The sequence below is a fragment of the Candidatus Pelagibacter sp. Uisw_094 genome (assembly GCF_047729535.1).
Taxonomy (GTDB): Bacteria; Pseudomonadota; Alphaproteobacteria; order Pelagibacterales; family Pelagibacteraceae; genus Pelagibacter.
In genome coordinates, this window is the sequence record NZ_CP159823.1 from 20,524 (window position 1) to 46,369 (window position 25,846).

At 30.7% G+C, this 25,846-nt stretch carries 18 protein-coding genes and 1 tRNA gene; 15 read left to right on the top strand and 4 right to left on the bottom strand.

Annotated elements, in window-relative coordinates:
• The first annotated feature begins 7 nt into the window (after positions 1 to 7).
• Positions 8 to 2,329, top strand: a complete 2,322-nt coding sequence (locus tag ABXT72_RS00110) for a TRAP transporter permease (protein WP_415278333.1) — start codon at positions 8 to 10, stop codon at positions 2,327 to 2,329.
• Here ABXT72_RS00110 and ABXT72_RS00115 read toward each other — a convergent pair whose 3' ends face one another.
• Both ABXT72_RS00115 and ABXT72_RS00120 read right to left on the bottom strand, forming a co-directional pair.
• Positions 2,330 to 2,755: a PaaI family thioesterase gene (locus tag ABXT72_RS00115; RefSeq protein WP_415278334.1), complete on the bottom strand. Its 426-nt coding sequence runs from the start codon at positions 2,753 to 2,755 to the stop codon at positions 2,330 to 2,332. It abuts the gene before it with no gap.
• Between the two features lie 121 nt (positions 2,756 to 2,876).
• Positions 2,877 to 2,953: transfer RNA gene (locus tag ABXT72_RS00120), tRNA-Arg, on the bottom strand.
• Between the two features lie 75 nt (positions 2,954 to 3,028).
• Here ABXT72_RS00120 and ABXT72_RS00125 point away from each other — a divergent pair.
• From ABXT72_RS00125 to ABXT72_RS00140, 4 genes are all read left to right on the top strand, one after another.
• Complete coding sequence (locus ABXT72_RS00125) at positions 3,029 to 4,216, top strand: acetyl-CoA C-acetyltransferase (RefSeq protein WP_415278335.1); 1,188 nt, start codon at positions 3,029 to 3,031, stop codon at positions 4,214 to 4,216.
• A gap of 130 nt (positions 4,217 to 4,346) precedes the next feature.
• Positions 4,347 to 7,385, top strand: a complete 3,039-nt coding sequence (gene aceE, locus ABXT72_RS00130) for a pyruvate dehydrogenase (acetyl-transferring), homodimeric type (RefSeq protein WP_415278336.1) — start codon at positions 4,347 to 4,349, stop codon at positions 7,383 to 7,385.
• A 1-nt stretch (position 7,386) separates the two neighbouring features.
• On the top strand, positions 7,387 to 8,658 hold the full coding sequence (locus tag ABXT72_RS00135) for a 2-oxo acid dehydrogenase subunit E2 (protein ID WP_415278337.1): 1,272 nt from the start codon (positions 7,387 to 7,389) through the stop codon (positions 8,656 to 8,658).
• Positions 8,659 to 8,664: 6 nt separating this feature from the next.
• Entirely contained in the window at positions 8,665 to 9,552 is an 888-nt protein-coding gene (locus tag ABXT72_RS00140) for a DMT family transporter (protein ID WP_415278338.1), read from the top strand.
• Here ABXT72_RS00140 and ABXT72_RS00145 read toward each other — a convergent pair.
• Positions 9,549 to 10,319, bottom strand: coding sequence for an undecaprenyl-diphosphate phosphatase (locus ABXT72_RS00145; protein ID WP_415278339.1), 771 nt, complete (start codon positions 10,317 to 10,319; stop codon positions 9,549 to 9,551). The two genes, ABXT72_RS00140 and ABXT72_RS00145, sit on opposite strands and share 4 nt — an antisense overlap.
• Positions 10,320 to 10,503: 184 nt before the next feature.
• Here ABXT72_RS00145 and ABXT72_RS00150 point away from each other — a divergent pair, with 184 nt between their 5' ends.
• Genes ABXT72_RS00150 through ABXT72_RS00160 form a run of 3 tightly spaced genes read left to right on the top strand, consistent with a single transcriptional unit; the run spans position 10,504 to position 17,325 of the window.
• Entirely contained in the window at positions 10,504 to 11,943 is a 1,440-nt protein-coding gene (locus ABXT72_RS00150; protein WP_415278340.1) for an NAD(P)-dependent oxidoreductase, read from the top strand.
• The gene (gene gltB / locus ABXT72_RS00155) at positions 11,943 to 16,448 is read left to right on the top strand and encodes a glutamate synthase large subunit (RefSeq protein ID WP_415278341.1); all 4,506 of its coding nucleotides are present in this window, start codon (positions 11,943 to 11,945) and stop codon (positions 16,446 to 16,448) included. The genes ABXT72_RS00150 and gltB overlap by 1 nt, the downstream gene beginning before the upstream one ends.
• A gap of 1 nt (position 16,449) precedes the next feature.
• Entirely contained in the window at positions 16,450 to 17,325 is an 876-nt protein-coding gene (locus ABXT72_RS00160; RefSeq protein ID WP_415278342.1) for an NAD-dependent epimerase/dehydratase family protein, read from the top strand.
• Here ABXT72_RS00160 and ABXT72_RS00165 read toward each other — a convergent pair.
• Entirely contained in the window at positions 17,296 to 18,051 is a 756-nt protein-coding gene (locus tag ABXT72_RS00165; RefSeq protein WP_415278343.1) for an alpha/beta hydrolase, read from the bottom strand. The two genes, ABXT72_RS00160 and ABXT72_RS00165, sit on opposite strands and share 30 nt — an antisense overlap.
• A gap of 42 nt (positions 18,052 to 18,093) precedes the next feature.
• Between ABXT72_RS00165 and ABXT72_RS00170 the strand changes: the two genes are divergently transcribed.
• The 7 genes from ABXT72_RS00170 to pheT are packed head-to-tail and all read left to right on the top strand — an operon-like array spanning position 18,094 to position 25,845.
• Positions 18,094 to 19,248, top strand: coding sequence for a glycosyltransferase family 4 protein (locus ABXT72_RS00170; RefSeq protein ID WP_415278344.1), 1,155 nt, complete (start codon positions 18,094 to 18,096; stop codon positions 19,246 to 19,248).
• The gene (gene thrS, locus ABXT72_RS00175; protein ID WP_415278345.1) at positions 19,249 to 21,165 is read left to right on the top strand and encodes a threonine--tRNA ligase; all 1,917 of its coding nucleotides are present in this window, start codon (positions 19,249 to 19,251) and stop codon (positions 21,163 to 21,165) included.
• On the top strand, positions 21,166 to 21,711 hold the full coding sequence (infC, locus tag ABXT72_RS00180; protein WP_415271905.1) for a translation initiation factor IF-3: 546 nt from the start codon (positions 21,166 to 21,168) through the stop codon (positions 21,709 to 21,711). It begins immediately after the preceding gene.
• A gap of 53 nt (positions 21,712 to 21,764) precedes the next feature.
• The gene (gene rpmI, locus ABXT72_RS00185) at positions 21,765 to 21,971 is read left to right on the top strand and encodes a 50S ribosomal protein L35 (RefSeq protein ID WP_006997462.1); all 207 of its coding nucleotides are present in this window, start codon (positions 21,765 to 21,767) and stop codon (positions 21,969 to 21,971) included.
• Between the two features lies 1 nt (position 21,972).
• Positions 21,973 to 22,329: a 50S ribosomal protein L20 gene (gene rplT, locus ABXT72_RS00190; RefSeq protein ID WP_168606836.1), complete on the top strand. Its 357-nt coding sequence runs from the start codon at positions 21,973 to 21,975 to the stop codon at positions 22,327 to 22,329.
• Between the two features lie 43 nt (positions 22,330 to 22,372).
• Positions 22,373 to 23,440, top strand: coding sequence for a phenylalanine--tRNA ligase subunit alpha (gene pheS / locus ABXT72_RS00195; RefSeq protein WP_415278346.1), 1,068 nt, complete (start codon positions 22,373 to 22,375; stop codon positions 23,438 to 23,440).
• Entirely contained in the window at positions 23,437 to 25,845 is a 2,409-nt protein-coding gene (gene pheT, locus ABXT72_RS00200) for a phenylalanine--tRNA ligase subunit beta (RefSeq protein ID WP_415278347.1), read from the top strand. The genes pheS and pheT overlap by 4 nt, the downstream gene beginning before the upstream one ends.
• The last annotated feature ends 1 nt before the right edge of the window (position 25,846 follow it).

Genomic DNA, 25,846 nt, shown 5'->3' on the forward strand with positions numbered 1-25,846 from the left:
TTTAAAAATGAATCAAAGCATTAACGGTAAAGTAGAAAATAAGATTAGTGAGGATTTATCTCCAACTAGAAATCTTACTGGACTACATTTAAAAATTGTTGGAAGTATTGCAATCATTTGGTCATTATTCCAGCTTTGGTATGCTTCTCCTTTTCCTTTTATGTTCGATATTGGAATGTTTAAAGGACTTCCTGCTAGAGCTATTCATTTAGGTTTTGCTTTAACTTTAGCTTTTTTAATTTATCCAATTTCTAAAAGAAAAAAAATTTCTATATTTGATATTCTAATTAGTTTTATTGCTGCATTTTGCTGTTTATATATTTATTTTTTTTATGACCAATTAGTTGATAGAGGGGGAATTCTTTTAACTGTTACAATTTGGGAAAAATTTAATTTACCAGTTGAGTTGATTATTGGAAGTTGTGGAATTTTAATATTAATTGAAGCAACCAGAAGAGTATTTGGATTACCTCTAGTTATTATTGCAGTTTGTTTTTTGCTCTTTTCATATTTTGGTAGATATGCACCAGAAATAATTTCTCATGGTGGGCTTTCATTAAATAGATTAGTTGGATTTCAGTGGCTTGATCAAGAAGCTATATTTGGAATTCCTATAGGTGTTTCTGTAGATTTCATTTTTTTATTTGTTTTATTTGGAGCACTTCTAGAAACGGCTGGTGGAGGTAAATATTTTTTAGATCTAGCTTTTGCCATGGTTGGCAAAATGAGAGGAGGACCTGCAAAAGCAGCAATTTTAGGATCTGGAATGACTGGTCTAATTTCAGGATCTTCAATTGCAAACACAGTTACAACTGGAACTTTTACAATTCCAATTATGAAAAAAACTGGTTTTTCTAAAGAAAAAGCTGGTGCTATAGAGGTATCATCATCAGTTAATGGACAATTAATGCCACCTGTAATGGGAGCTGCAGCATTTGTGATGGCAAGTTTTTTAGGAGTTACTTATTTCGAGGTCGTTAAGCATGCATTTTTGCCAGCAATTATTTCTTATGTAGCATTGTTTTATATTTCCCATCTTGAAGCTTTAAAATTAAATTTAAAAGGAATGGATGATGTTGATATTCCAAATTTAAAGAAAACGTTTTTATCAGGATTACATTTTTTAATACCTATTTTTGTCTTAGTGTACATGCTCGTTTATTTAAGGTTTACCGCTTCATACTCAATATTTTTTGCAACGATTGCATTAATAATTGTAAACCTTGGTTATATATTATTTAAAAATCCTAATTTTAAATTAGCAATAAAAACTTGGTTTAATCAAACAATAGTTGGTTTTGAAAAAGGTGCTTTAAATATGGTTGGCGTTGGAATAGCAATAGCAACAGCCGGCATAATAGTTGGAGCCGTTGGTTCAACAGGGTTAAGTACAAATTTAATTATAGTTATAGAGTTTATTGCAAAAGATAATGTTGTTATTTTACTATTTTTAACAATAATTTTATGTCTAATACTTGGCATGGGTCTTCCAACCACTGCAAATTATGTTGTGGTAGCTTCTTTAATGGCAACAGTATTAGTTGATGTTGGAAATGCATCTGGATTTGTATTTCCTCTTATAGCAGTACACTTGTTTGTTTTTTATTTTGGTTTAATGGCTGATGTTACTCCTCCAGTTGGTCTCGCATCATATGCTGCAGCTGCTATTTCAGGAGGTGATCCACTTAAAACCGGTTTGCAAGCTTTTTGGTACAGTTTAAGAACAGGTATTTTACCTATTGTATTTTTATTTAATCATGAATTATTATTGATAGGCATTGAAAATGTGTGGCATGGACTACTGGTAATCATCACTTCTTTGATAGGTATCTTAGTTTTTACTTCTGCAACTCAAGCTTGGTTTATTAATAGATTAAGATGGTACGAGATAATAATTTTTTTATTAATCTCCATTTCACTCTTAGCCCCAGAATTTATTTTAAATAAATTTTATCCTAAATATAATTATATGGATATTAACAAAATTCATTTAATGAAGGTAGATTTCAATAAGGAGGCTAGATTTAAAGTAACACGTCCAAGTAATTATGGTGAAAGATATAAATTATTTGTAATTAAAAAAAATACTTTTGAAACCGAGTATAGTTTAGAGCAATATGGACTTAGTTTAATTAGAGAAGAAAACAGAGTTATTGTAGACACCCTGCAATGGAATGGAAATGCTAAAAAAAGTGGTTTTGAAACTGGTGATTATATAAGTGAATTTAAAATAGAAAATGCAGATAGACCAAATAAAGGAATCATTTACCCAATAGCTATTTTATTATTAATTATATTTGGTTATTTGAACTACAGAAGAAAAGAATAATTATCCACCAGGACCAAGATCAGATGGTTTTATTTTTAAAATTTTCCAAATACCTGATGCTGAGGTTATAATTTTATCATTACATTTCAGCTCACAAAATAAAAATACTAGTGTATTGGTCTTTTTAAGAATTCTTGTAAAGCCAGTAACTATATCACCTACTTTAGAAGCACCAATAAATTTTAAATCCAATGAAATAGTTACACAAGGTGCATTTCCAGATGCTCTATGTGCAGCAGTCCCTGCTCCTGCATCAATTAAGGCTGATAAATAACCACCATGAGTTATCCCAGCAGCATTTAAATGATTTTCATTAATTGTAGTTTTGAATTCATATTCTGTTTCAGATACAGTTTTAAATAATACTCCACCATTGTGTTTCATAAAACCAGGTTTAATACTTATCTGCTCAAATTCATTGCTCATAGCTCTTTATAGTACGAAAGTTAAAATTAATAAAATTATAAAAACAATTATAAAAAAATATATAACTGATTTTTGTAGTGATGATTTTAGTAGCCAATCTAACATTTTTATTTATCCTTTTTGGTGGACCGCCCAGAACTCGAATCTGGAATCTCCCGGTTCGTAGCCGAGCGCCTTATCCAATTTGGCCAGCGGTCCTTAATTAAATAATTTGTCCAACATATCAAAGTTTTTGATGTAATTTAAGTTATAAAATATTATGCTGTACTATCAATGAGCAAAAAATCAAATGATGTGGTTATTACAGCTGCATTAAGAACACCTATAGGCACATATAAAGGATCTTTAAAAGGTCTTAGTGCTGATAAACTAGGTGCATTAGCTATTAAAGAAGTTGTTTATAAATCAAAATTAAAATCAGACGATATTGATGAGGTGATTATGGGACACGTTCTCACTTCTGGATTGGGGCAAAACCCAGCAAGACAAGCTTCTATTCATGCTGGAATTCCAGTTTCAAAACCCGCACATATAATCAATCAAGTATGTGGATCTGGATTAAGATCTATAATTTCAGGGTATCAGTCTATTAAACTTCAAGAAAATAAAATTATAGTTGCTGGTGGACAAGAAAATATGTCTAGAGCACCGCATTCTATATTTTATCGAAAAGATAAAAAACTAGATGAAAATAAGTTAGTAGATACGATGATCAATGATGGACTGATAGACTCATTTAATAATTATCACATGGGTGTTACGGCAGAAAATGTAGCAGAAAAATATAAAATTTCTAGAGATGAACAAGATATGTTCGCCTTAAATTCTCAAGAAAAAACACAAGACGCCATAAGTAATGATAAATTCAAAAACGAGTTAATTAAATTAAATATTAATACAGATGATAAAAATTTTATTTTTGAAAAAGATGAACATCCAAGAAGTAATTTAAACTTAGAGGATTTAAAGAAATTAAAAACTGTTTTTAAAGAAAATGGAACAGTCACGGCGGGTAATTCGTCAGGAATAAATGATGGTGCGGCAGCAACTATTTTAATGTCTAGAGAAGAGGCGGAACTTAGAGGTATAGAACCTTTAGCAAAAGTGGTCTCCTGGTCAACTTGTGGTGTTGAGCCTTCATTGATGGGACTAGGTCCAATTATGGCTGTTAATATAGCTTTAGAGAAAGCAGGATGGAAAATTGAAGATATTGATTTATTTGAAGTCAATGAAGCATTTGCAGCTCAAAGTATTGCTGTGATTAGAGATCTTAAAATTCCTAAAAAGATTGTGAATGTTAATGGTGGAGCAATTGCATTAGGACATCCAATTGGAGCTTCTGGAACCAGAATTTTAGTAACCCTTATTCATGAAATGATAAAACAAAATAAAAACAAAGGTTGTGCTACTCTCTGCATTGGTGGTGGAATGGGTATAGCCATGTGTATTGAAAGAAATTAATTTCTTATTTATTTGTTAATTTTTAAAGTTTTTTGTTCAATAAAAATACAGGTTTGCCTAAAAAAACTTATTATTGTGCTAAAATAACATGAGATATAGTTTTTTTTAGGTGTATAAATCGATTTAAATAATGAGTGAAAAATTACTTGTCCCAGATATTGGTGAATTTGAAAAAGTTGAGGTTATTGAACTTTTAGTAAAAGTTGGAGATAAAATAAACTTAAATGATCCTATTGTTACTATTGAGAGTGATAAATCTAGCGTTGAAATTCCATCAACAGTCACTGGTAAGGTGGAATCTGTAAATATTAAAGTGGGTGATAAAGTTTCTAAAGGGGATTTATTGTTAAGTGTTGAGTCTTCAAAAGAAAGCCCTTCAGAAAAGCCAATTCCTAAAGATACAGAAAGTATTATTAAACAAGCAGAATCAGTTTTAAAAAATGAAAAAAAAGAAACAACCACTGAACAAAGCCCAGTTGTGGAAAAAAAACAAACAATAATTCAGGTTACAAATGATAATGATATTGATCCATTAGAAACTCAAGATTGGTTAGAGTCTTTATCTGCAGTTGTTGAAAAAGATGGAAATCAAAGAGCTCATTTTTTGATAAAAGAATTAATTAACAAAGCATATCGAGAAGGTGCAAATATTCCTTATACACAGCACACTCCTTACATTAATACAATCCCGCCAGAGGCAGAAGTTAAGTCTAATGGAGATCAGAATATTGAAAGAAGAATTAGATCTTTAATTAGATGGAATGCAGCAGCCATGGTTGTTAGAGCAAATAAAAAATTTCCTGAATTAGGTGGCCATATAGGTACTTTTGCATCAGCAGCAACACTTTATGATGTAGGAATGAATCATTTTTGGAGAGCTAAGAATAATAAATTTGGTGGTGATTTAGTTTATTTTCAAGGTCATAGTGCACCAGGCGTCTATGCTAGAGCATTTCTAGAAGGTAGATTAAATGAAAAACAATTAGATAGTTTTAGACAAGAAGTAAAACCAGGTGGACTTTCTTCATATCCACATCCTTGGTTGATGCCAAAGTTTTGGCAGTTTCCAACTGTATCAATGGGACTAGGGCCTATGCTTGCAATTTATCAGGCGAGATACATGAAATATTTAATTAACAGAGGATTAATTAAAGATGAAGGTAGAAAAGTTTGGGCATTTCTTGGTGATGGAGAAATGGATGAACCCAAATCTTTAGGTGCAATAGGATTAGCAGCCAGGGAAAAACTGGATAACTTAATATTTGTTGTAAACTGCAATCTTCAAAGATTAGATGGACCTGTCAGAGGTAATGGAAAAATTATTCAAGAGCTAGAAGGAAGTTTTAGAGGAGCTGGTTGGAATGTAATTAAAGTAATTTGGGGTTCTTACTGGGACTCATTGATTGCTAATGATAAAACAGGTCACTTAGTTAAAACTATGAATGAAACTGTTGATGGTGAATATCAAGCAATGAAAGCTAGAGATGGAGCTTATGTTAGAGAAAAATTTTTTGGGAAATACCCAGAGACTCAAGAGCTAGTTTCTAGTTTATCAGATAAAGATATTTGGAGATTAAATAGAGGCGGTCATGATCCTCATAAAGTTTATGCAGCATACGACCGGGCATCAAAAAACCAAGGTAGCCCAACGGTTATAATCGCTAAAACCATTAAGGGTTATGGTATGGGAAAAACAGGTGAAAGTGTTAACACTACTCATCAAACTAAAAAATTAGATGTAGATGATTTGCTATATTATAGAGATCGTTTTGATGTCCCATTAACAGATGAACAAGTAAAAAATGTTGAGTATTTCAAGCCTGATGAAAAATCATTAGAAATTAAGTATATTAAAGAAAAGAGAATGAGACTTGGTGGTTTCTTACCTGAAAGAACAACATATTCAAAACCTATTAAAGCACCAGCAAAGGATATTTTTGATTTTATGAAAGTATCAACAGGTGAAAAAGAAATGTCTACAACCATGGCATTAGTTAGAATGTTTACAAATTTATTAAGAGACAAAAATATTTCACCCAGATTAGTTCCAATTATTCCTGATGAAGCAAGAACTTTTGGTATGGAAGGATTTTTTCAAAAAATAGGAATATATGCACACGAAGGTCAAAAGTATGAACCAGAAGATTCTGCTCAGTTAAGTTCTTACAGAGAAGAGAAAACTGGACAGGTTCTAGAAGAAGGAATTAATGAAGCTGGAGCAATGTCGTCATGGATTGCTGCTGCGACTTCCTACACCAATCATGATATTGAAATGATACCAATTTATATTTTTTATTCTATGTTTGGTTTTCAAAGAATAGGTGACCTTGCATGGGCAGGTGGAGATAGTCAGGCTAGAGGATTTTTAATTGGAGCAACAGCTGGAAGAACTACTTTAGCCGGTGAAGGACTACAACACCAGGATGGACACAGTCACTTGATAGCTTCAACAATACCAAATTGTGTGACATACGACCCAACTTTTCATTATGAGCTAGCTGTTATTTTTAGAGAAGGTTTGAGAAGAATGCATGAAAAAAATGAGAATGTTTTTTATTATATCACAACCATGAATGAAAATTATTCACATCCAAGCATACCAAAAGATAAGAATTGTGAAGAAGGAATTCTTAAAGGAATGTATAAAATTAAAGAGTTCAATAAATATAAAAAAACTAAAATTCAACTTTTAGGCTCAGGTACAATATTGAGAGAAATGATGGCTGCAGCAGAAATCCTTCAAAATGAATATCAGATAGATAGTGAAATCTGGAGTGTCACTAGTTTTAATGAGTTGAGAAAAGACGGTATGGAAGTTGAGAGATATAATCTTTTAAACCCCGATAAAGAACAAAATGTTTCATTTGTAGAACAGTGCTTAGGAAAAACTGAAGGACCAATTTTGGCAGCTTCAGATTACATGAGAATGAATTCTGATCAAATCAGACCTTATACTAATAAAAGTTTTTATTCTTTAGGTACAGATGGTTATGGAAGAAGCGACACTAGAAAAAACCTTAGAAATTTTTTTGAAGTTGATAAAGAACATATTGTTGCTTATGGACTTAGCGTACTAGCAAAAGAGCAACTAATAGCCTCAAAATATGCTAAAGAAGCCATAAAGAAGTATAATATTGATGGCAGCAAACCAATGCCAACAAAACTATAAGATGTCAGATAAAGAGATTAAAGTACCAAATATTGGCGAATTTAAAGACGTTGAGATAATCGAAGTATTAGTTTCAAATGGTCAGTCAGTATCTAAAAATGATCCACTTATTACAATTGAGAGTGACAAATCTAGTGTTGAAATACCAGCTTCTTTTGACGGAAAGGTTAAGTCTGTTAAAATTAAAGTAGGAGATAGGGTTTCAGAAGGTGATTTAATATTAACTGTAGAGCAATCTGGAGAAGAAGAAAAGAGTATAGAGCAAAAAACTATTAAAGAAGCAAAACCAGTTACAAATCAAAATCAAGAAGAAAAAATTGAAAAAGTTATACAAACACAAAATTTAACAAAAAAAAACAACTCAGAAGCTTCATCTGCAAGTCCAAAAGTACGTAAATTTGCTCGAGAGCTTGGGGTTAATATTAATGAGATAGTTGGCAGTGAAAGACAAGGAAGAATTGTAGAAGAGGATGTAAAAAATTTTATATCCTCTAAAATTAATAAAACTTCAGATAAGACTGAAGCTCAACCTAAAAAAATTGTTAATGAATTTTCCCATTCTGATTTTGGAGAAATTGAAGTTAAAGATATGCCTAGGGTTAAAAAATTAGCCTCTACGTATTTAGTTAATTCTTGGACTACAATACCTCATGTAACAAATCATGATGAAGCAGATATAACTGAAATGGAAGATTTTAGAACTTCACTTACTGACATGTACACAGGTGAAAGAAAAAAAATTACTCCCTTAGCTTTTATTGTTAAAGCTTTAGTAGCATCTTTAAAAAAGTTTCCTAGTTTCAACTCATCAATAGATGACATTGAAAATGGAAAAATAACAATGAAAAATTATTTTCATGTTGGAATTGCAGTCGACACACCACATGGTTTGATGGTGCCAAAAATTAGAAATGCTGACAACAAAAGTATTTCATATATTAGTAATGAATTGAAAACAGTAAGTGACCAATGTAGAAATTTAAAAATAGATAAGAAAGAATTCTTTGGAGGATCTATGACCATTACAAGTCTTGGAGGAATTGGAGGTTCATTTTTTACACCAATAATAAATTATCCTGAAGTTGCCATACTAGGAGTAGGTAAAGCACAAAAAAAACAAATTTTTTTCAATGGAAAATTTGAAACAAGAACAATGTTACCGCTTTCATTATCATATGATCATAGAATAATTGATGGAGCTGAAGCAGCTAGATTTAATAATGATTTAAAAGAAAATTTAGGCAAAAATTTTGCTTATAAATTAGCTGTATAAATTTTAATGTCAAAAACCTCATCATTATTTTGTGCATTACTTTGTACATTCATATGGGGAACAACTTTTATTGCTCAAGATACTGGAATGGACGATATTGGTCCTTTCACTTTTAATGCGGTTAGGTTTTTTGTAGGCTTTTTAGTAGTAGCCCCTTTAGCTTTTATTTTTGAAAGAAAAAATATCTCAAAATCAGTCCAAAGAAATCAAAAAGAATTTACCAACTTAGCTCTTTTAATAGGCCTATCTTTATTCTTAGGATCAGCACTTCAACAAGTGGCTTTACTCTATACAGATGTTGCTAATGCAGCATTTTTTACTATTTTTTATGTACCAATGGTCCCGTTTATAATTTTTTTTATGTATAAAAAACCAATCCACTGGAGTATTTGGCCTTCGGTTCTTCTTTGTGTGATGGGAGGTTATTTGCTAACTAATTTTTACAGTGCAACGGTTAGAACTGGTGATGCACTTATAATAATGGGTGCATTTTTCTGGAGCACACACATTATCTTTACTGGTAAAATTATAGAAAACTACAATCTTCCATTAACAATTGGTGCAATTCAAACTTTAATTGTTGCCTCTTTATCATTAATTATAGGGTTAATTTTTGAAGACTTTATTTGGTCTAATATTCTTAAAGAAAAATTTCAAATTTTATACGCTGGAGTTTTATCTGGAGGCCTTGCATTTGTTTTGCAAATATATGCACAAAAAAATATATCCCCTGCTCCATCAGCAATAATTTTTTCTTTAGAGGGTGTTTTTGCAACAATTGCTGCTTGGATTTTATTAGATCAAATTTTAGATATAAATAATCTGTTTGGCTGTTTATTTATTTTATTTGGTGTTTTATTTTCACAATTAGCACCAATATTAAAAAAAGATTAATTATATATTATTATAAATAAAATTATTGAAATAATAATTCTGTAAATTACAAAAACATTTAAAGAAAATTTGTTTATGTAGTCTAGAAAAAACTTAACTGTAAAATAAGAAAATAAAAAAGAAAGAGTAATTGATATTAGTATAAGGTAGTTAAATTCAAAGTTTTGGCCAACAGCATTTTTTAATTGTAGTACACTTGCTCCAGCTATTGCAGGTATAGCTAATAAAAAAGAAATTTTACTTGCATCAAATCTATTAAATTTAAAAAGTCTTGCAGCTGTTATTGTAATTCCTGCCCTACTCACCCCTGGTATTAAAGCAAGTATTTGAAACAAACCGATATATAGTATTGTTTTAAAATTTAAGTTAGATGATATTTTTTTATCAAATTTACTTTTGTCTGCAAGATATAAAATAATTCCAAAAATTAATGTTGTCCAAGCAATTATTTTTAAATTGTTTTCTAATACATTAACTAGACCTGTGGAGCTGACTATGTACCCAGCTATTACAATTGGTATAGAGCCAATAATTAATAAAGATAATAATTTTTGATTGTTTCTAAGGTCTAGTAACTCTCTTCTAAAATAAAAGATTATTGCAAGTAAAGAGCCAAGATGGAGACTAACATCAATCATTAGTGAGTTAGAATTAAACTCGAAGATTATTTCAACAATGTTTAAATGAGCTGATGAGCTGATGGGTAAAAATTCTGATACGCCCTGAACTATTGATAGGATTATAATTTCAATAATATTTGAGAACATTTAATGCTTCGTAACTTAAATATTCTGTAATTTAAACAATTCCATTTGAACATATTAGGTATGCAAAAGTTAAAATAATAAGAGATAATGCGATTTATTTTAAATTTAAGGTCATATATATTGACCTTGTTTTCCTTTTATTAAACAAAACCTTAATATATCCTCAATTAATCAAAGGGTAAATATGTCAGAAAAAATGCTTAAATTTGTTAAAATAGGTCAGCAAACTCCACCTAAAAGAGAAGTTGGAAATAGAAAAGAAGACTTTAACGAAATTTACAAAGAATTTATCAATAATAAGGCAAGTGAGCAGTCTAGCAGATGCTCTCAATGTGGAGTTCCTTTTTGCCAGGTACATTGTCCATTAAGTAATAATATTCCAGATTGGTTGAAATTAACTGCAGAGGGACGATTAAAAGAGGCTTACGAATTATCTCAAAGCACTAACAACATGCCAGAAGTGTGTGGAAGAATATGTCCACAAGATAGATTGTGTGAAGGAAATTGTGTAATCGAACAATCAGGACATGGAACTGTAACCATAGGTTCAGTTGAAAAATATATTACTGATAATGCTTGGGAACAAGGATGGGTCAATCCAATAAAAGTTAAAAACGAAAAGAGTCAAAGTATTGGAATTATAGGTGCTGGTCCAGCTGGTCTTGCTGCTGCAGAGCAGTTACGTAAGTTAGGTTATCAAATTACTGTATATGATCGATATGATAGAGCTGGTGGTTTAATGATTTATGGGATCCCAAATTTTAAATTAGAAAAATTTGTTGTAGAAAGAAGAACCAAATTATTAGAAGAGGGTGGAATTAAATTTGTTCAAAATTTTGAAGTTGGAAAAGATGCTACATTAGAGCAATTAAGAAAAAAACATGACTCTCTTTTAATTGCAACTGGAGTTTATAAAGCGCGAGAAATAGATCTACCAGGAAAAGATTTAGGAAATATTTTTCCAGCTATGGAATTTTTAACAGCTTCAAATAAAAAAGGATTAGGAGATAGGGTAGAGTTATTTGATAATGGAACCTTAAATGCTGAAGGAAAAAATATTGTTGTAATTGGAGGAGGTGACACTGCAATGGACTGTGTTAGGACTTCAATCAGACAAAAAGCAAAATCAGTTAAATGCCTTTATAGAAGAGACAAAGAAAATATGCCTGGATCTGCTAGAGAGGTAGCTAATGCAGAGGAAGAGGGAGTAGAGTTTGTATGGTTATCTAGCCCTAAAGAATTTGTTGGAACAAATAAAGTTGAAGGTTTGATGGTGGATAAAATTAAACTTGGTGAACCTGATGACAGTGGTAGACGTAAACCAGAAATCCAGAATGATTCTCACTTTAATATTAAAGCAGACATAGTAATCAAGGCTCTTGGCTTTGATCCTGAAAATTTACCAAAACTATTTGGCTCTGAAGATCTACAAGTTACTAAATGGGGAACATTAAAAACTAATTTTGATACAATGGAGACAAATTTACCAGGTGTCTTTGCAGCAGGAGACATTATTAGAGGCGCATCTTTAGTTGTCTGGGCTATAAAAGATGGAAGAGACGTAGCAGTATCAATAAAAAATTTTTTAGAGAGTAAAGAACACAGTAAAGAGAAGGTTGCTTAATGAAAAATTATAAAAAAAATCTTAAAATTCTTGAAGAAGGCCATGTTTATTCAAAAGAAATGGAACATGACGCTTGTGGAGTAGGATTGATTGCTTCTACAGAGGGTAAAAAATCAAGGAAAGTAGTAGAATATGGAATTAATGCCTTAAAAGCGGTTTGGCACAGAGGAGCTGTAGATGCTGATGGAAAAACAGGTGATGGAGCTGGAATCCATTTGGAAATTCCTTCAGATTTCTTTGCTGAAAAAATAGAAATCACAGGTCATGATCACGATGGTTCAGAAATTTGTGTAGGTATGATTTTTTTACCTAGAAATAATTATCAATCACAAGAAAATGCAAGAACTTTAATTGAAAGTGAATTAACAAAAAGTAATTTTAGTATTTATGGATGGAGACAGGTTCCAGTAAATCCAAAAGTTTTAGGTGAAAAAGCAAATCTTACGAGACCAGAAATCACTCAAGTTCTATTCAAACATAATAATAAAGATTTAACAGAAAAAGAGTTAGAAAGAAAAATTTATGAATCCAGAAGAAAAATTGAAAAAGAAGCTATTAAAGATGCGATAGAAGGTTTTTATATTTGCTCACTAAGCTCTAAGTCAGTTATTTACAAGGGAATGTTTTTAGCAGAGTCTATTGCAGACTTTTATTTAGATTTAAAAGATGAGAGATTTGTATCCAGATTTGCAATATTTCATCAAAGGTTTTCAACAAACACTGCACCAAGCTGGGACCTGGCACAACCTTTCAGAGCATTAGCTCATAATGGAGAAATAAATACATTCAAAGGAAATACAAACTGGATGAAAGTTCATGAGCAAGAAATGGACAGCCCTTTATTTGATAACATGGAAAATTTAAAACCAGTTATACAACCAGGATCATCAGACTCTGCTGCACTAGATAGTGTTTTTGAACTTTTAAATATTTCTGGCCAATCAGCGCCTCTTGCAAAGTTAATGTTAATTCCAGATGCATGGTCTAAAAAAAGTCAAACATTATCAAAAGATCATCAACAATTATTTAATTTTTTAAATAGTACAATGGAGCCATGGGATGGACCAGCTGCTATTGCAGCTACCGATAATGAATGGGCCATTGTAGCTGCTGATAGAAATGGGTTACGCCCAATGAGATATACTATTTCAAAAGACAAAATATTGTGTGCAGGATCAGAAACGGGAATGGTTGAAATTGATGAGAAGCAAATTCTTAAAAAGGGTAGATTAGGACCTGGAGAAATTCTTGGAGTTAGAATAGCCAAAGGCAAAGTATTTTCTAATGTTGAAATAAAAGATTATCTAGCAAAAGAATTTAAACATTTTAACAATCAAATAATTGATTTAGAAAAAAAATTTCCAATAAAAAATGAAAAATCTACTTTTTCAGGTGATGAGCTAAAAAAAAGACAACATACATTTGGTTATAGTTTAGAGGATTTAGAACTTATTCTTCACCCCATGGCAGAAGATGCAAAAGAGGCCATTGGTTCTATGGGCGATGATACTCCACTTGCAGTACTATCTGACCGTTATAGGCCGCTTTACCATTTTTTTAGACAAAATTTCAGTCAAGTTACAAATCCACCAATTGACTCTTTAAGAGAAAATAAGGTTATGAGTTTAAAAACTCGTTTTGGTAATCTTGGAAATATTTTAGATTTTACTAATTTAACAGAGGAAAACATATATGTTTTAGACAGCCCTATATTATCAAATTCTCAATTAGAAAAATTTATTAATTTTTTTGAGAAAAAATCAATAACAATTGATTGTACTTTTGATAAAGATGAAAATCTTGAAACCTCTATTGAGAGAATCAGAAAAGAGTCTGAAATTGCAGTTAGACAAGGTCTTACTCAATTAATTTTAAGTGATAAAAATATTTCTGAAAAAAGATTACCCATTCCAATGCTATTAAGTGTTGGTGCAATAAATACCTATCTTATTAAAAAAAAATTAAGAGGCTATGCATCAATTAATGCTCAAACTGGGGAAGCATTAGATACACATTCATTTGCAACACTTATAGGTGTGGGAGCTACAACAGTTAATCCTTATTTAGCACTGGATAGTTTATATCAGAGGTTTGAAAAAAAATTATTTGGAAAGTTTGAATACGATGAATGCATAGTGAGATATATACAATCGGTAAATTATGGGCTTCTGAAGATAATGTCAAAAATGGGAATTTCAGTCATAAGTTCTTATAGAGGTGGATGTAATTTTGAAACAGTTGGTTTAAGTAGAACAGTAGCATCTGAATATTTTCCAGGAATTTTATCAAAAATCTCAGGCATAGGTTTAAATGGAATAGAAAAAAAATTAAGAACTATTCACAAAGAAGCATTTGAAGGAACAGATACAGTTTTACCAATCGGGGGAATTTATAGATATAGAAAGAATGGTGAAACTCATCAATATCAAGGTAAGCTTATTCATCTTTTACAAAGTGCAGTTTCATCAAATTCTTTTGAAGCTTATAAAAAATATGTAGAAGGTATTTATAACCTTCCACCTATACATCTTAGAGACTTGATTGGATTTAGAGATAAAAATTTAAATCCATCTTTAGACATTTCAGAAGTAGAACCAATAGAAAATATTTTAACAAGATTTGGAAGTGGAAGTATGTCTCATGGTGCATTATCCAAAGAAGCACACGAAACTTTAGCCATAGGAATGAATAGAATTAAAGGAGCCTCTTGTAGTGGTGAAGGGGGTGAGGATGAAAAAAGATTTATTAAGATGGAAAACGGTGACAGCGCTAACTCTAGAGTTAAGCAAATAGCTTCAGCAAGATTTGGAGTAACACTTAAATATCTAAATAACTGTAACGAAATAGAGATTAAAATTGCACAAGGGGCAAAACCTGGTGAGGGAGGTCAATTACCGGGGTTTAAAGTCACAGAAGAAATTGCTAAATTAAGACATTCGACGCCGGGTGTAACTCTAATATCGCCACCACCTCACCATGATATTTATTCTATCGAGGATCTAGCTCAATTAATTTATGATCTTAAACAAGCAAATCCAAAAGCAAGAGTGGGAGTAAAATTAGTAGCATCATCCGGTATAGGAACAATTGCAGCAGGTGTAGCTAAAGCTAAAGCAGATATAATTTTAATTTCTGGACATAATGGAGGAACAGGAGCAACACCGCAAACAAGTGTTAAATATGTCGGGATACCTTGGGAGATGGGTTTAACTGAGGCTAATCAAGTTTTAACTTTAAATAATTTGAGACATAAAGTTACCCTAAGAACAGATGGTGGAATTAAAACAGGAAGAGATGTTGTTATTGCAGCAATGATGGGGGCAGAAGAATACGGTGTAGCAACTACAGCTTTAGTAGCCATGGGATGTATAATGGTTAGACAGTGTCATTCAAACACATGTCCAGTTGGAGTTTGTACTCAAGATGAAAAGCTAAGAGAAAAATTTTCTGGTACGCCAGAAAAGGTAGTTAACTTATTTAAATTCATAGCTGAGGAAGTAAGAGAAATTTTAGCACAGATAGGATTTAAAACACTGAATGAAATAATTGGTAGGACTGACTTATTAAGACAGGTAAGTAAAGCATCACCAAACTTAGACGATTTAGATCTAAATCCTTTATTTGTTCAAACAGATTCTGGAGAGAACACGAGGTATTGTACAGTTCCAGAAATAAATTCTGTTCCAGATACTTTAGATCAAGAAATTTTACCTGAAATTAAAGAAAAAATTGGAAAAGTAAAAATTATTGAAAAAGAATATATTATTAAAAATACTCATAGAACCGTTGGTACAAGAATTTCTAATCATCTTTATGAAAAATATGGATCTGAAAAACTAGAAGATGGCTTTTTATCTTTAAAATTTAAAGGATCAGCAGGGCAATCCTTTGGAGCATTTGGAATTAAAGGTTTAAAACTTATTTTAAAAGGTGACGCTAATGATTATGTTGGTAAAGGTTTGTCAGGAGCAACAGTGGTAGTTAAACTTCCAGATGAAAGTAATTTAGTTTCACATGAGAATACTATAATAGGAAATACAGTTTTGTATGGAGCAACATCTGGAAAACTTTTTGCAGCAGGTCAAGCTGGAGAAAGGTATGCCGTAAGAAATTCAGGATCAATTTCGGTTATTGAAGGCTGTGATTCTAATGCTTGTGAATATATGACTGGTGGTACAGTTGTAGTTTTGGGTGATGTAGGAGACAATTTTGGAGCTGGAATGACAGGTGGAATGGCGTTTATTTACGATATAAATAAGAAATTCGATAAGAAAGTAAACCCAGAGACTGTAGTATGGCAAACACCAGAAACAGATCATTGGATAACTTATTTAAAAAATTTAGTACAAGAGCATCACCAGGAGACAAACTCGGATTTTTCTAAAAGTATAATAGAAAATTTTGATAAGGAAATTTCTAATTTTATTCAAGTTTGTCCAAAAGAAATGATTGATAAGCTAAAAAACCCAATAAGTTTAAAATCTATTATAAAAGAAGTTAGTTAAAATGAAGGATATAAATATTTTTTGTTTTGGTTTTGGCCAAGTAGCAAAAAATTTTATAAAGAAGCTTAGTATTGAACAGTATAATATTAACTTGTCAGCAACTTCTAGAAGTGAATCTTCAAAAAAAATATTTAATGGTATTAATTATAATAGCTACCTATTTAATAGTGAAAAATTTGATCAAAATTTAGTTGTAAAATTAAAAGAAGCAGATCACATCTTAGTTTCTATACCACCAGAAAATCAAGAAGATCTAGTTGTAAAAAATTTTTCTAAATTTATAGAAAGCCCCAAAGTAAAATGGATAACATACTTATCGGCCACTAGTATTTATGGTGATCATAATGGTGAATGGGTTAATGAAAATAGTAAAACAAACCCAATCTCAAATAATGGTATAGCAAGATTAAAAGCTGAAAATGCATGGGTTTCTTTGGAAAAAGATAACAAAATACCAATTCAGATATTCAGGTTATCTGGAATCTATTCTAACGAAAAAAATATTTTAATGCGATTAAAATCAGGAGATGTGAAATTGATCAATAAAAAAAATCATTATTTTTCTAGAATTCATGTAGATGATATTTCAAATATATTATTTAAATCTTTATCAAAATTTAAGTCAGGAGAGATATATAATTTATCTGACGATAAACCATCCACATCTGAAGATGTTACTCTATTTGGAGCAAAAATGTTAAATATCAAAAATATTGAAAAAATTGAAGTTGACCAAATTAAAAGTGAGATGTTGAAAAATTTTTATAATGAGTCTAAAAAAGTTAGCAACAAAAAGGTAAAAAGTTATTTTAACTATAATTTAAAATTTCCAAGCTACATCGAAGGACTAAACTATATTAGAAGCAACTTTATCTAGTTCTAAGAGTATTCTCTTTAGACCCTGTTTGCTTGATAAACTGTGGTCTCCATTTTTTATTATTACCAATTTTTTATTAGCTCTAGTAAATAACTTAAGTACTTTTCTGGAATAACTTGTTGGAACAACTTCATCTTTACTTCCGTGAATCATAGTTACATTGATGCTGGATTTAATTTTTTTACTTAAGATTTTATTTTTTCTACCATCTTTTATTAATTGATAAGTGATTGGATACTCATAATTACCATGTTTTAAATTATAAATTCCTTTCTTTATAGTTTCGTCCTTCATTTTTTTTGTAAACTTTTTCCACATTAGGTTTTGTAAAAACTCTGGAGCCGAACCAATCCCTAAAAAACCTTTAATTTGATCTTTAAAATATTTAAATTGATTTAAGGAGAGCCATGCACCCATACTTGAGCCAACTAAGATAAATTTATTTTTTTTAACTATCTTTTTAATTACTGTTTCAACTTCTTTTGACCATTGAGTGATATTTCCCTTGATAAATTTTCCTGAGGACTTTCCATGGCCAGAATATTCGAGAGCAAGAAAGCCAAGTTTATTTTTTTTAGCAAATTTTAGTATAGCCTGAGGTTTTTCACCTTCAATACTTGACATAAAACCATGTAAAAAAACAATATAGAGATTATCTTTATATTCTTTACTTAAGTATCTTATTTCCTTGTTATTAAGGACTCTAATGTATTTAAATTTATTCATATGAGTTTATTAGAATTAATTCTTAATATATAGTTCTATCAAATGTCTTCAGAATTAAAAGTATTGCAAGTAATTCCTAAACTTGGATATGGGGGTGCAGAAACAGGCTGTTACGATCTTGCACACTATTTACCAGAAAATAATTGTAGTTCTTATATAGTGACCAGCGGAGGAGAATTATTAAAATTTATTGATAGAAAAAAAGTAAAAGTAATAAAACTTCCTGTCCATAGTAAAAATCCATTTTTAATACTCTTTAATTCAATAGCTTTGATTTTTATTATTTTACTAAATAATATATCTATTGTTCATGCAAGAAGTCGTGCTCCAGCTTGGTCTTGTTTGTTTGCAACAAAAATTACAAGAAGAAAGTTTGTTACAACCTTTCATGGTACTTATAATTTTAAAAACTCAATTAAAAAATTTTATAATTCAGTAATGGTTAGATCAGATTTAATAATAGCAGGATCAAATTTTATTTTTTCACATATTAATCAAAATTATCCAAAATATTTAGATTTAAAAAAAAGATTCTTAGTAATTTTTAGGGGTATTAATGTTGATTATTTTGATTCATCAACAACTTTAGACAGTGAAGAAAACAGACTTATTTCAGACTGGGAAGTTGATAAAAATAAAAAAATAATCCTAATGCCAGGTCGTTTAACTGCCTGGAAAGGACAGGAAACATTTATTGAAGCATTAAATCTTGTTAATAAAGAATTAGGATATGATTCTTTTAATGCTGTTATTTTGGGTAGCGATCAAGGAAGAGACATTTATACAAAAAAAATTAAAAGATTGGCTGAGCAATATAGGCTAACTAGTCAGTTAAAATTTATAGAACATTGTAAAAATATGCCATTAGCCTACAAAATATCAGACATTATTGTTTCGGCCTCAGTAGAACCCGAAGCTTTTGGAAGAGTGGCAGTTGAAGCTCAATCAATGGAAAAACCAATAATAGCAAGTGATATTGGGGGATCTAACGAAACTATTAGTGATAATGTGACGGGTTTTTTATTTCAGTCTGGCAATGCTGAAGCTTTGAGTAAAAAAATAGTAGAAGTCTTACAATTAGATGAATCTAGATTGAAATCTATTGGTATAGAGGGTAGAAAAAATATAATTAAAAAATTTAATGTTGAAAAAATGTGTTTTTCTACATATTCAGAATACAAAAAATTATTGAATTAAATGCCATTAATAACATTGCCAGATGGAAACACTATTGAATTTCCAAATAAAGTAACAGGACTTGAGGTTGCTGAAAAGATTAGTAAATCTTTATCAAAGCAGGCAACTATTATTAGTGTTAATGAAGAACTTAAAGATTTAAGTTTTGTTATAGATGAAGACTGCTCAATTAAAATTTTTACTTCAAAAGATAAAGAAGGTTTAGAAACTATCCGTCATGACACGGCCCATATAACTGCAATGGCTGTTCAAGAACTTTTCCCAGGAACACAAGTAACCATTGGTCCAATTATAGAAAATGGATTTTATTATGATTTTTCAAGAAAAGAACCTTTTACAGAGGATGATTTAAATAAAATTGAAAATAAAATGAAAGAAATTGTTGATAGAGACGTTCCAACTACAAGAGTAGTTTGGAAAAGAGATAAGGCTATATCTCATTTCAAAGATAAAGGAGAAATATACAAGGCTGAAATTATTGAAAGTATTCCACAAGGTGAAGATGTTTCTATATATTTTCATGGAGACTGGCATGATTTATGCAAAGGCCCACATCTGTCTTCAACAGGCAAAATTGGTAAATACTTTAAATTAACAAAGGTATCCGGAGCTTATTGGAGAGGCGACTCAAATAATGAAATGTTACAAAGAATTTATGGAACAAGTTGGGCATCACAAAAAGACTTAGATGAATATTTAAAAAGAATAGAAGAAGCAGAAAAAAGAGACCATAGAAAACTTGGAAAAGAAATGGATTTATTTCATTTTAGGGAAGAAAGTCCAGGATCAGTATTTTGGCATGAAAAAGGTTGGAAGTTATTTCAAAAATTAGTTGCATACATGAGAGCTAGACAAGAAAAAGCTGGATATAAAGAAGTAAACACACCTGAAATTTTAGATAGGTCTCTATGGGAAAAATCTGGCCACTGGGAAAAATATGGAGAACACATGTATACTTCCCAAACACCAGATGACAAAATATTTGCAATCAAACCAATGAATTGTCCGGGTCACGTACAAGTTTTTAATCAAGGTTTAAAAAGTTATCGAGATCTTCCTTTAAGAATTTCAGAATTTGGAAAAGTGCACAGGTATGAGCCTTCAGGCGCCTTACATGGACTGTTAAGAGTTAGAGCCTTTACTCAAGATGATGCTCATATTTTTTGCACAGAAGATCAAATTACATCAGAGTGTTTGATTGTTACAAATTTGATTTTAGATATTTATAAAGATCTTGGATTTGAAGATGTAATATTAAAATATTCAGATAGACCAGATTTAAGAGTTGGTGATGATAATGTTTGGGACAAGGCCGAAAAAGCTTTGTTAGATGCAGTTAAAGCTTCAAAGCTTGAATACACAATCAATAAAGGAGAAGGAGCATTCTACGGTCCAAAAATTGAATTTGTTTTAAGAGATGCGATTGGTAGAGATTGGCAATGTGGAACTTTACAAGTAGATCTTAATTTGCCAGGAAGATTAGATGCTTCTTTTGTTGATAAAGATGGAACTAAAAAAATTCCAGTTATGCTTCATAGGGCATTATTTGGGTCATTAGAAAGATTTATTGGAATTCTTATAGAAAACTATGCAGGTAAATTTCCATTTTGGATAGCTCCTTTACAAGCTGTTGTAATTCCAATTTCAGAAGAGTTTGATTCTTATGCAAAAGAAGTAAATGAAAAAATTAATAATGCTGGCATGAACTCTGAAATAGATTTAAAAAACCACAACCTAAATTATAAAATTAGAGAACATTCTTTATCTAAAATACCACTTTTGTTAATTTGTGGTAAAAAAGAAGTTGACAGTAACTCAGTAACGATTAGAAGATTAGATACTAAAAAACAAGAATATATGGAATTGAACTTATTTTTAAAAAAATTCTCAGCTTTAAATAAAGCACCTTCAAACTAAGTGGCAGATTTTAAAGGAAATTACTTTCAAAGAAGAACAAAAGACAGAGGACCTAAGTCCAATAATAGGATTACTGCACCAGAAGTTCAGGTAATTGGAAGTGATGGTGATAACATAGGAATATTAAATACTAATGAGGCCATATCAATGGCTAAAGAGCAAGGATTGGATTTAATTGAAATAGCTCCAAACGCAAAACCACCTGTATGTAAAATTATTGATATGGGTAAATTTAAATATGATGCTCAAAAAAAAGCAAATGTTGCTAAAAAGAAACAAAAAATTGTTTTATTAAAAGAAATTAAAATGAGACCAGTTACAGAAACTCATGATTATGATTTTAAGGTTAAAAATGCTAAAAAATTTATTGGAAAAGGTGACAAAGTAAAATTTACAATAAGGTTTAAGGGTAGAGAGCTACAGCACTCACACTTAGGCAGAGAATTAATGGATAAAATAAAAGCTGATATGCAAGATATTGGCAAAGTTGAATTGCACCCAAAGTTTGATGGGAAGCAAATGATCATGGTTATTCAGCCTTTATAAGGCTTAATAGAGGTTGTAAATCCATTCCAATATTTGTATAAGTCCGCAGAATTATGCCAAAATTAAAAACTAAAAGTTCAGCAAAGAAGAGGTTTAAGATCTCAGCTACAGGGAAAGTTATGATGGCTCAAGCTGGAAAAAGACATGGCATGATAAAAAGAACAAATTCACAAATTAGAAAATTAAGAGGCACGACTGCTATGTCAAAACAAGATGGCAAAATAGTTAAATCATACATGCCTTACAGTTTAAGAGGATAAAATGGCTAGAGTAAAAAGAGGCGTAACAAGTCACGCTAAACATAAAAAAGTTTTAAAAGCTGTCAAAGGTCAATGGGGCAGAAGAAAAAATACTATAAGAGTTGCAAAGCAAGCTATGGAAAAAGCTATGCAATATGCTTACAGAGACCGTAGAACTAAAAAAAGAGAATTCAAATCTTTATGGATACAAAGGATTAATGCAGGTGTTAGATCTGAAGGATTAACTTATTCAAAATTTATTAATGGCTTAACTAAATGTGGAATTAAGTTAGATAGAAAAATACTAGCTGAAATAGCATACGATAGCCCAGAAGCCTTTAAAACGATCGTTCAAAAAGCTCAATCGGCACTAAATTAATCTTCACTATTGTTTTTCTTCGGTGAAGAAATAATCTCTCAATATGTCTGATATTAAAAAAATAAAAGATGAATTTCTTTTAAAGTTAAAAGAGAATTTAGATTTAAATCAAGTTAATCAAATTAAAACAGAACTATTTGGTAAAACTGGGTTAATCAGCTCACAATTTAAACAGCTTGGAAAATTAGCAGAAGAAGAAAGAAAAAATTTTGCATCAGATTTAAACTTAGTCAAAAACGAACTTGAAAATTTGATTACTACAAAAATTAACGATATTGAAACAAAAGAGATTAACAAAAAGTTAGAAAAAGAAAAAATAGATATAACTTTACCAGAAAGACCTTTTGTTCAGGGAAAAATTCATCCTGTATCTCAAGTCATAGATGAAATTTCTTCAATTTTTTCAGAAATTGGTTTTAGTGTAGAAGAAGGACCAGATGTTGAAAATGAGTATAATAATTTTACTGCATTAAATACGCCTGATAACCATCCTGCAAGAGATATGCATGATACTTTTTATTTAGATGATGCAAAAGAATTATTATTAAGAACACATACTTCTCCAGTTCAAATTAGAACAATGCTTAATGATAAACCACCTTTTAAAATAATAGCGCCTGGCAGAACATACAGATCTGACAGTGATCAAACCCATACACCAATGTTTCATCAAGTTGAGGGTCTACATATCGATAAAAATATTAATATGGGGCACTTAAAAGGATGTTTAAATTATTTTATTAAAGAGTTTTTTGAAGTTGATAAAATTAAAATGAGATTTAGACCTAGTCATTTCCCATTTACAGAGCCATCTGCAGAAGTTGATATTGGTTATGAAATAAAAGATGGAAAAATAGTAATTGGGGAAGGTGATAAATGGCTAGAAGTTTTAGGCTGTGGAATGGTTCATCCCAATGTTTTAAAAAATGTTAAAGTAAATCCTAATGAATTCCAAGGTTATGCATTTGGAATAGGAATAGATAGGCTCGCAATGTTAAAATATGGCATTAATGATTTAAGAGCCTTTTTTGATTGTGACTATAGATGGCTAAATCATTTTGGATTTGATCCAATAGATGTCCCAACAAACTATAGAGGCTTAAGCCGATGAAGATTACAACAGCATGGCTTAAAGATCATTTAGATACTAAACTTAATGAAAATCAAATCATCGATAAACTTACAGATATCGGTTTAGAAGTAGAGGGTGTTGATAGTCAATCAGGAGAGCTTGATGAATTTGTAATTGCCAAAATTTTGAAAGCTGAAAAGCATCCTGATGCAGATAGGCTTAGAGTATGCGATGTTGATATAGGTTCAGGTGAACCAGTAAAAGTTGTTTGTGGAGCTCCAAATGCTAAAGAGGGTTTATTAACAATTTATGCTCCTCCTGGTGCTGTAGTACCAAAAAGCCAAATGAAATTGGTGGTAAGTAAAATAAGAGGTGTAACCTCATATGGAATGCTTTGTTCAGAATCTGAACTTAATCTATCAAACGAAAGTGATGGCATAACAGAGCTTTTACCAGAAAAATATAATAAAAAAGTAGGAGAAAATTATTTTCCAAAAAAAAATTTAAATGTAATTGATATTTCCATTACACCAAATAGAGCAGATTGCTTAGGTGTAAGAGGGATAGCAAGAGATTTAGCTGCTGCAGGTGCGGGAATATTAATAAATCAAAAAGAAAAAAAACTTGATAAAAAAAATAAACAAACAATTAGTGTAAAAATTGAAAATGAAAAAAATCAAGCATGTATATCCTTTGGTAGTTGTTTGATTAAAGGGGTAAAAAATACTGAAAGTCCAGAGTGGCTAAAAGACAAAATAATTTCTCTAGGCCAAAAACCTATTTCGGCAATAGTTGATATCACAAATTATGTGATGTTTGACTTAAATAGACCACTTCACGTATATGATGTTGATAAAATAGATAAAGTAATAGTTGTAAGAAATTCTAAAAAAGGTGAAACATTTGAAGCATTAGATAATAAGGAGTATAAATTAGAGGATGATATGTGTGTCATATCAGATGCGTCAGGTGTATTAGGTCTTGGTGGTATAATAGGAGGCACAAGAACCGGAACTGAGCTAGATACAAAGAATGTATTAATTGAGTCTGCTTACTTTAGCCCACGATCAATCAGAAAATCATCTAAAATCTTAAATATAGACACAGATGCAAAATTTAGATTTGAAAGAGGTATTGACCCATTATCAATTGATCAAGGACTTGAAAGAGCAGCCAACTTAATACAAGAAATATGCGGTGGTGTAGTTAGTGAATTTGACATCCAAAAAATTGAAGATGTTAAAAAAAAATTATTAAAATTTGATCCTTCTTTGTTTGAAAAAATTACTGGATTTAATATCGATATAAAAGAAATGATTACAATCTTAGATAACCTAGGATTTGAAACTAAAGAAAACAAAGGATTGCTAGATGTCGTTATACCATCTTGGAGACCAGATATTTCACAAGAAGTTGATGTGGTAGAAGAACTTGTAAGAATTAAAGGTTATGATCAAATTAAAATTATTGAACCTGAAAAAGTTAGAAAAAAACAAACATTAAATTTAAAACAAAAGTTATTTCATTTTTTACAAAGATCTATTGCTTCTAAGGGTTATTTTGAGGCTATCACATGGTCTTTTACAGATAGTAAAATTAATCAGCTATTCATTGAAAATAACAAAGAAATTAAAATAATTAATCCTATAAGTTCTGATTTGAACGTTTTGCGAAGTTCAATTTTTTCTAATTTGATTATCCACTTGAATAAGAATTTAGGAAGAGGATTTAAAGATTTATCATTTTTTGAAATAGGCCCAACTTTTTTAGGATCTGAGCCAGGTGAACAACAGACTGTAGCTACTGGATTAAGATCGGGAAAATTGGCTAGGCAGAGCTGGTTGGAAAAAGAAAGATTAGTAGATGTGTTTGATGTTAAAAGTGATGTCATCAAAAGTTTAGTTGAAGCAGGTTACAATAAAGACAAGCTTTATATTGATGATGAAACACCAAGTTATTATCACCCTGGAAAATCAGGAAGAATATTTCTTAACAAAGGTAAAGAAAAAGTAGTAGCTTTTTTTGGTGATATTCACCCAGGTATATTAAAAAAATTAGATATTAAGGTTGAATCATTAGTGGGTTTTGAAATGTTTTTAGATAATTTAAAACAACCAAAAAAATCATTAAAAGATCAAAAAACTAAGTACGAATATTCAGATTTTCAAAAATCAGAGAGAGATTTTGCTTTTGTTTTGGATAAAAATTTTAAAGTTCAAGAATTAATTGAAACTATCTCCAATGTAGATAAAGAGTTAATAAAATCTGTCAAAGTATTTGATGTTTATGAGGGAACCAATATTCCTGAAGGCAAAAAATCAATTGCATTAAATGTAATTATTCAATCTTTAGAGAAAACACTGACAGAAGATGATTTAAATAAAATTAATCAACTTATTATTTCATCTGTTGAATCCAAAACTGGTGCAAAGATTAGATCATAAT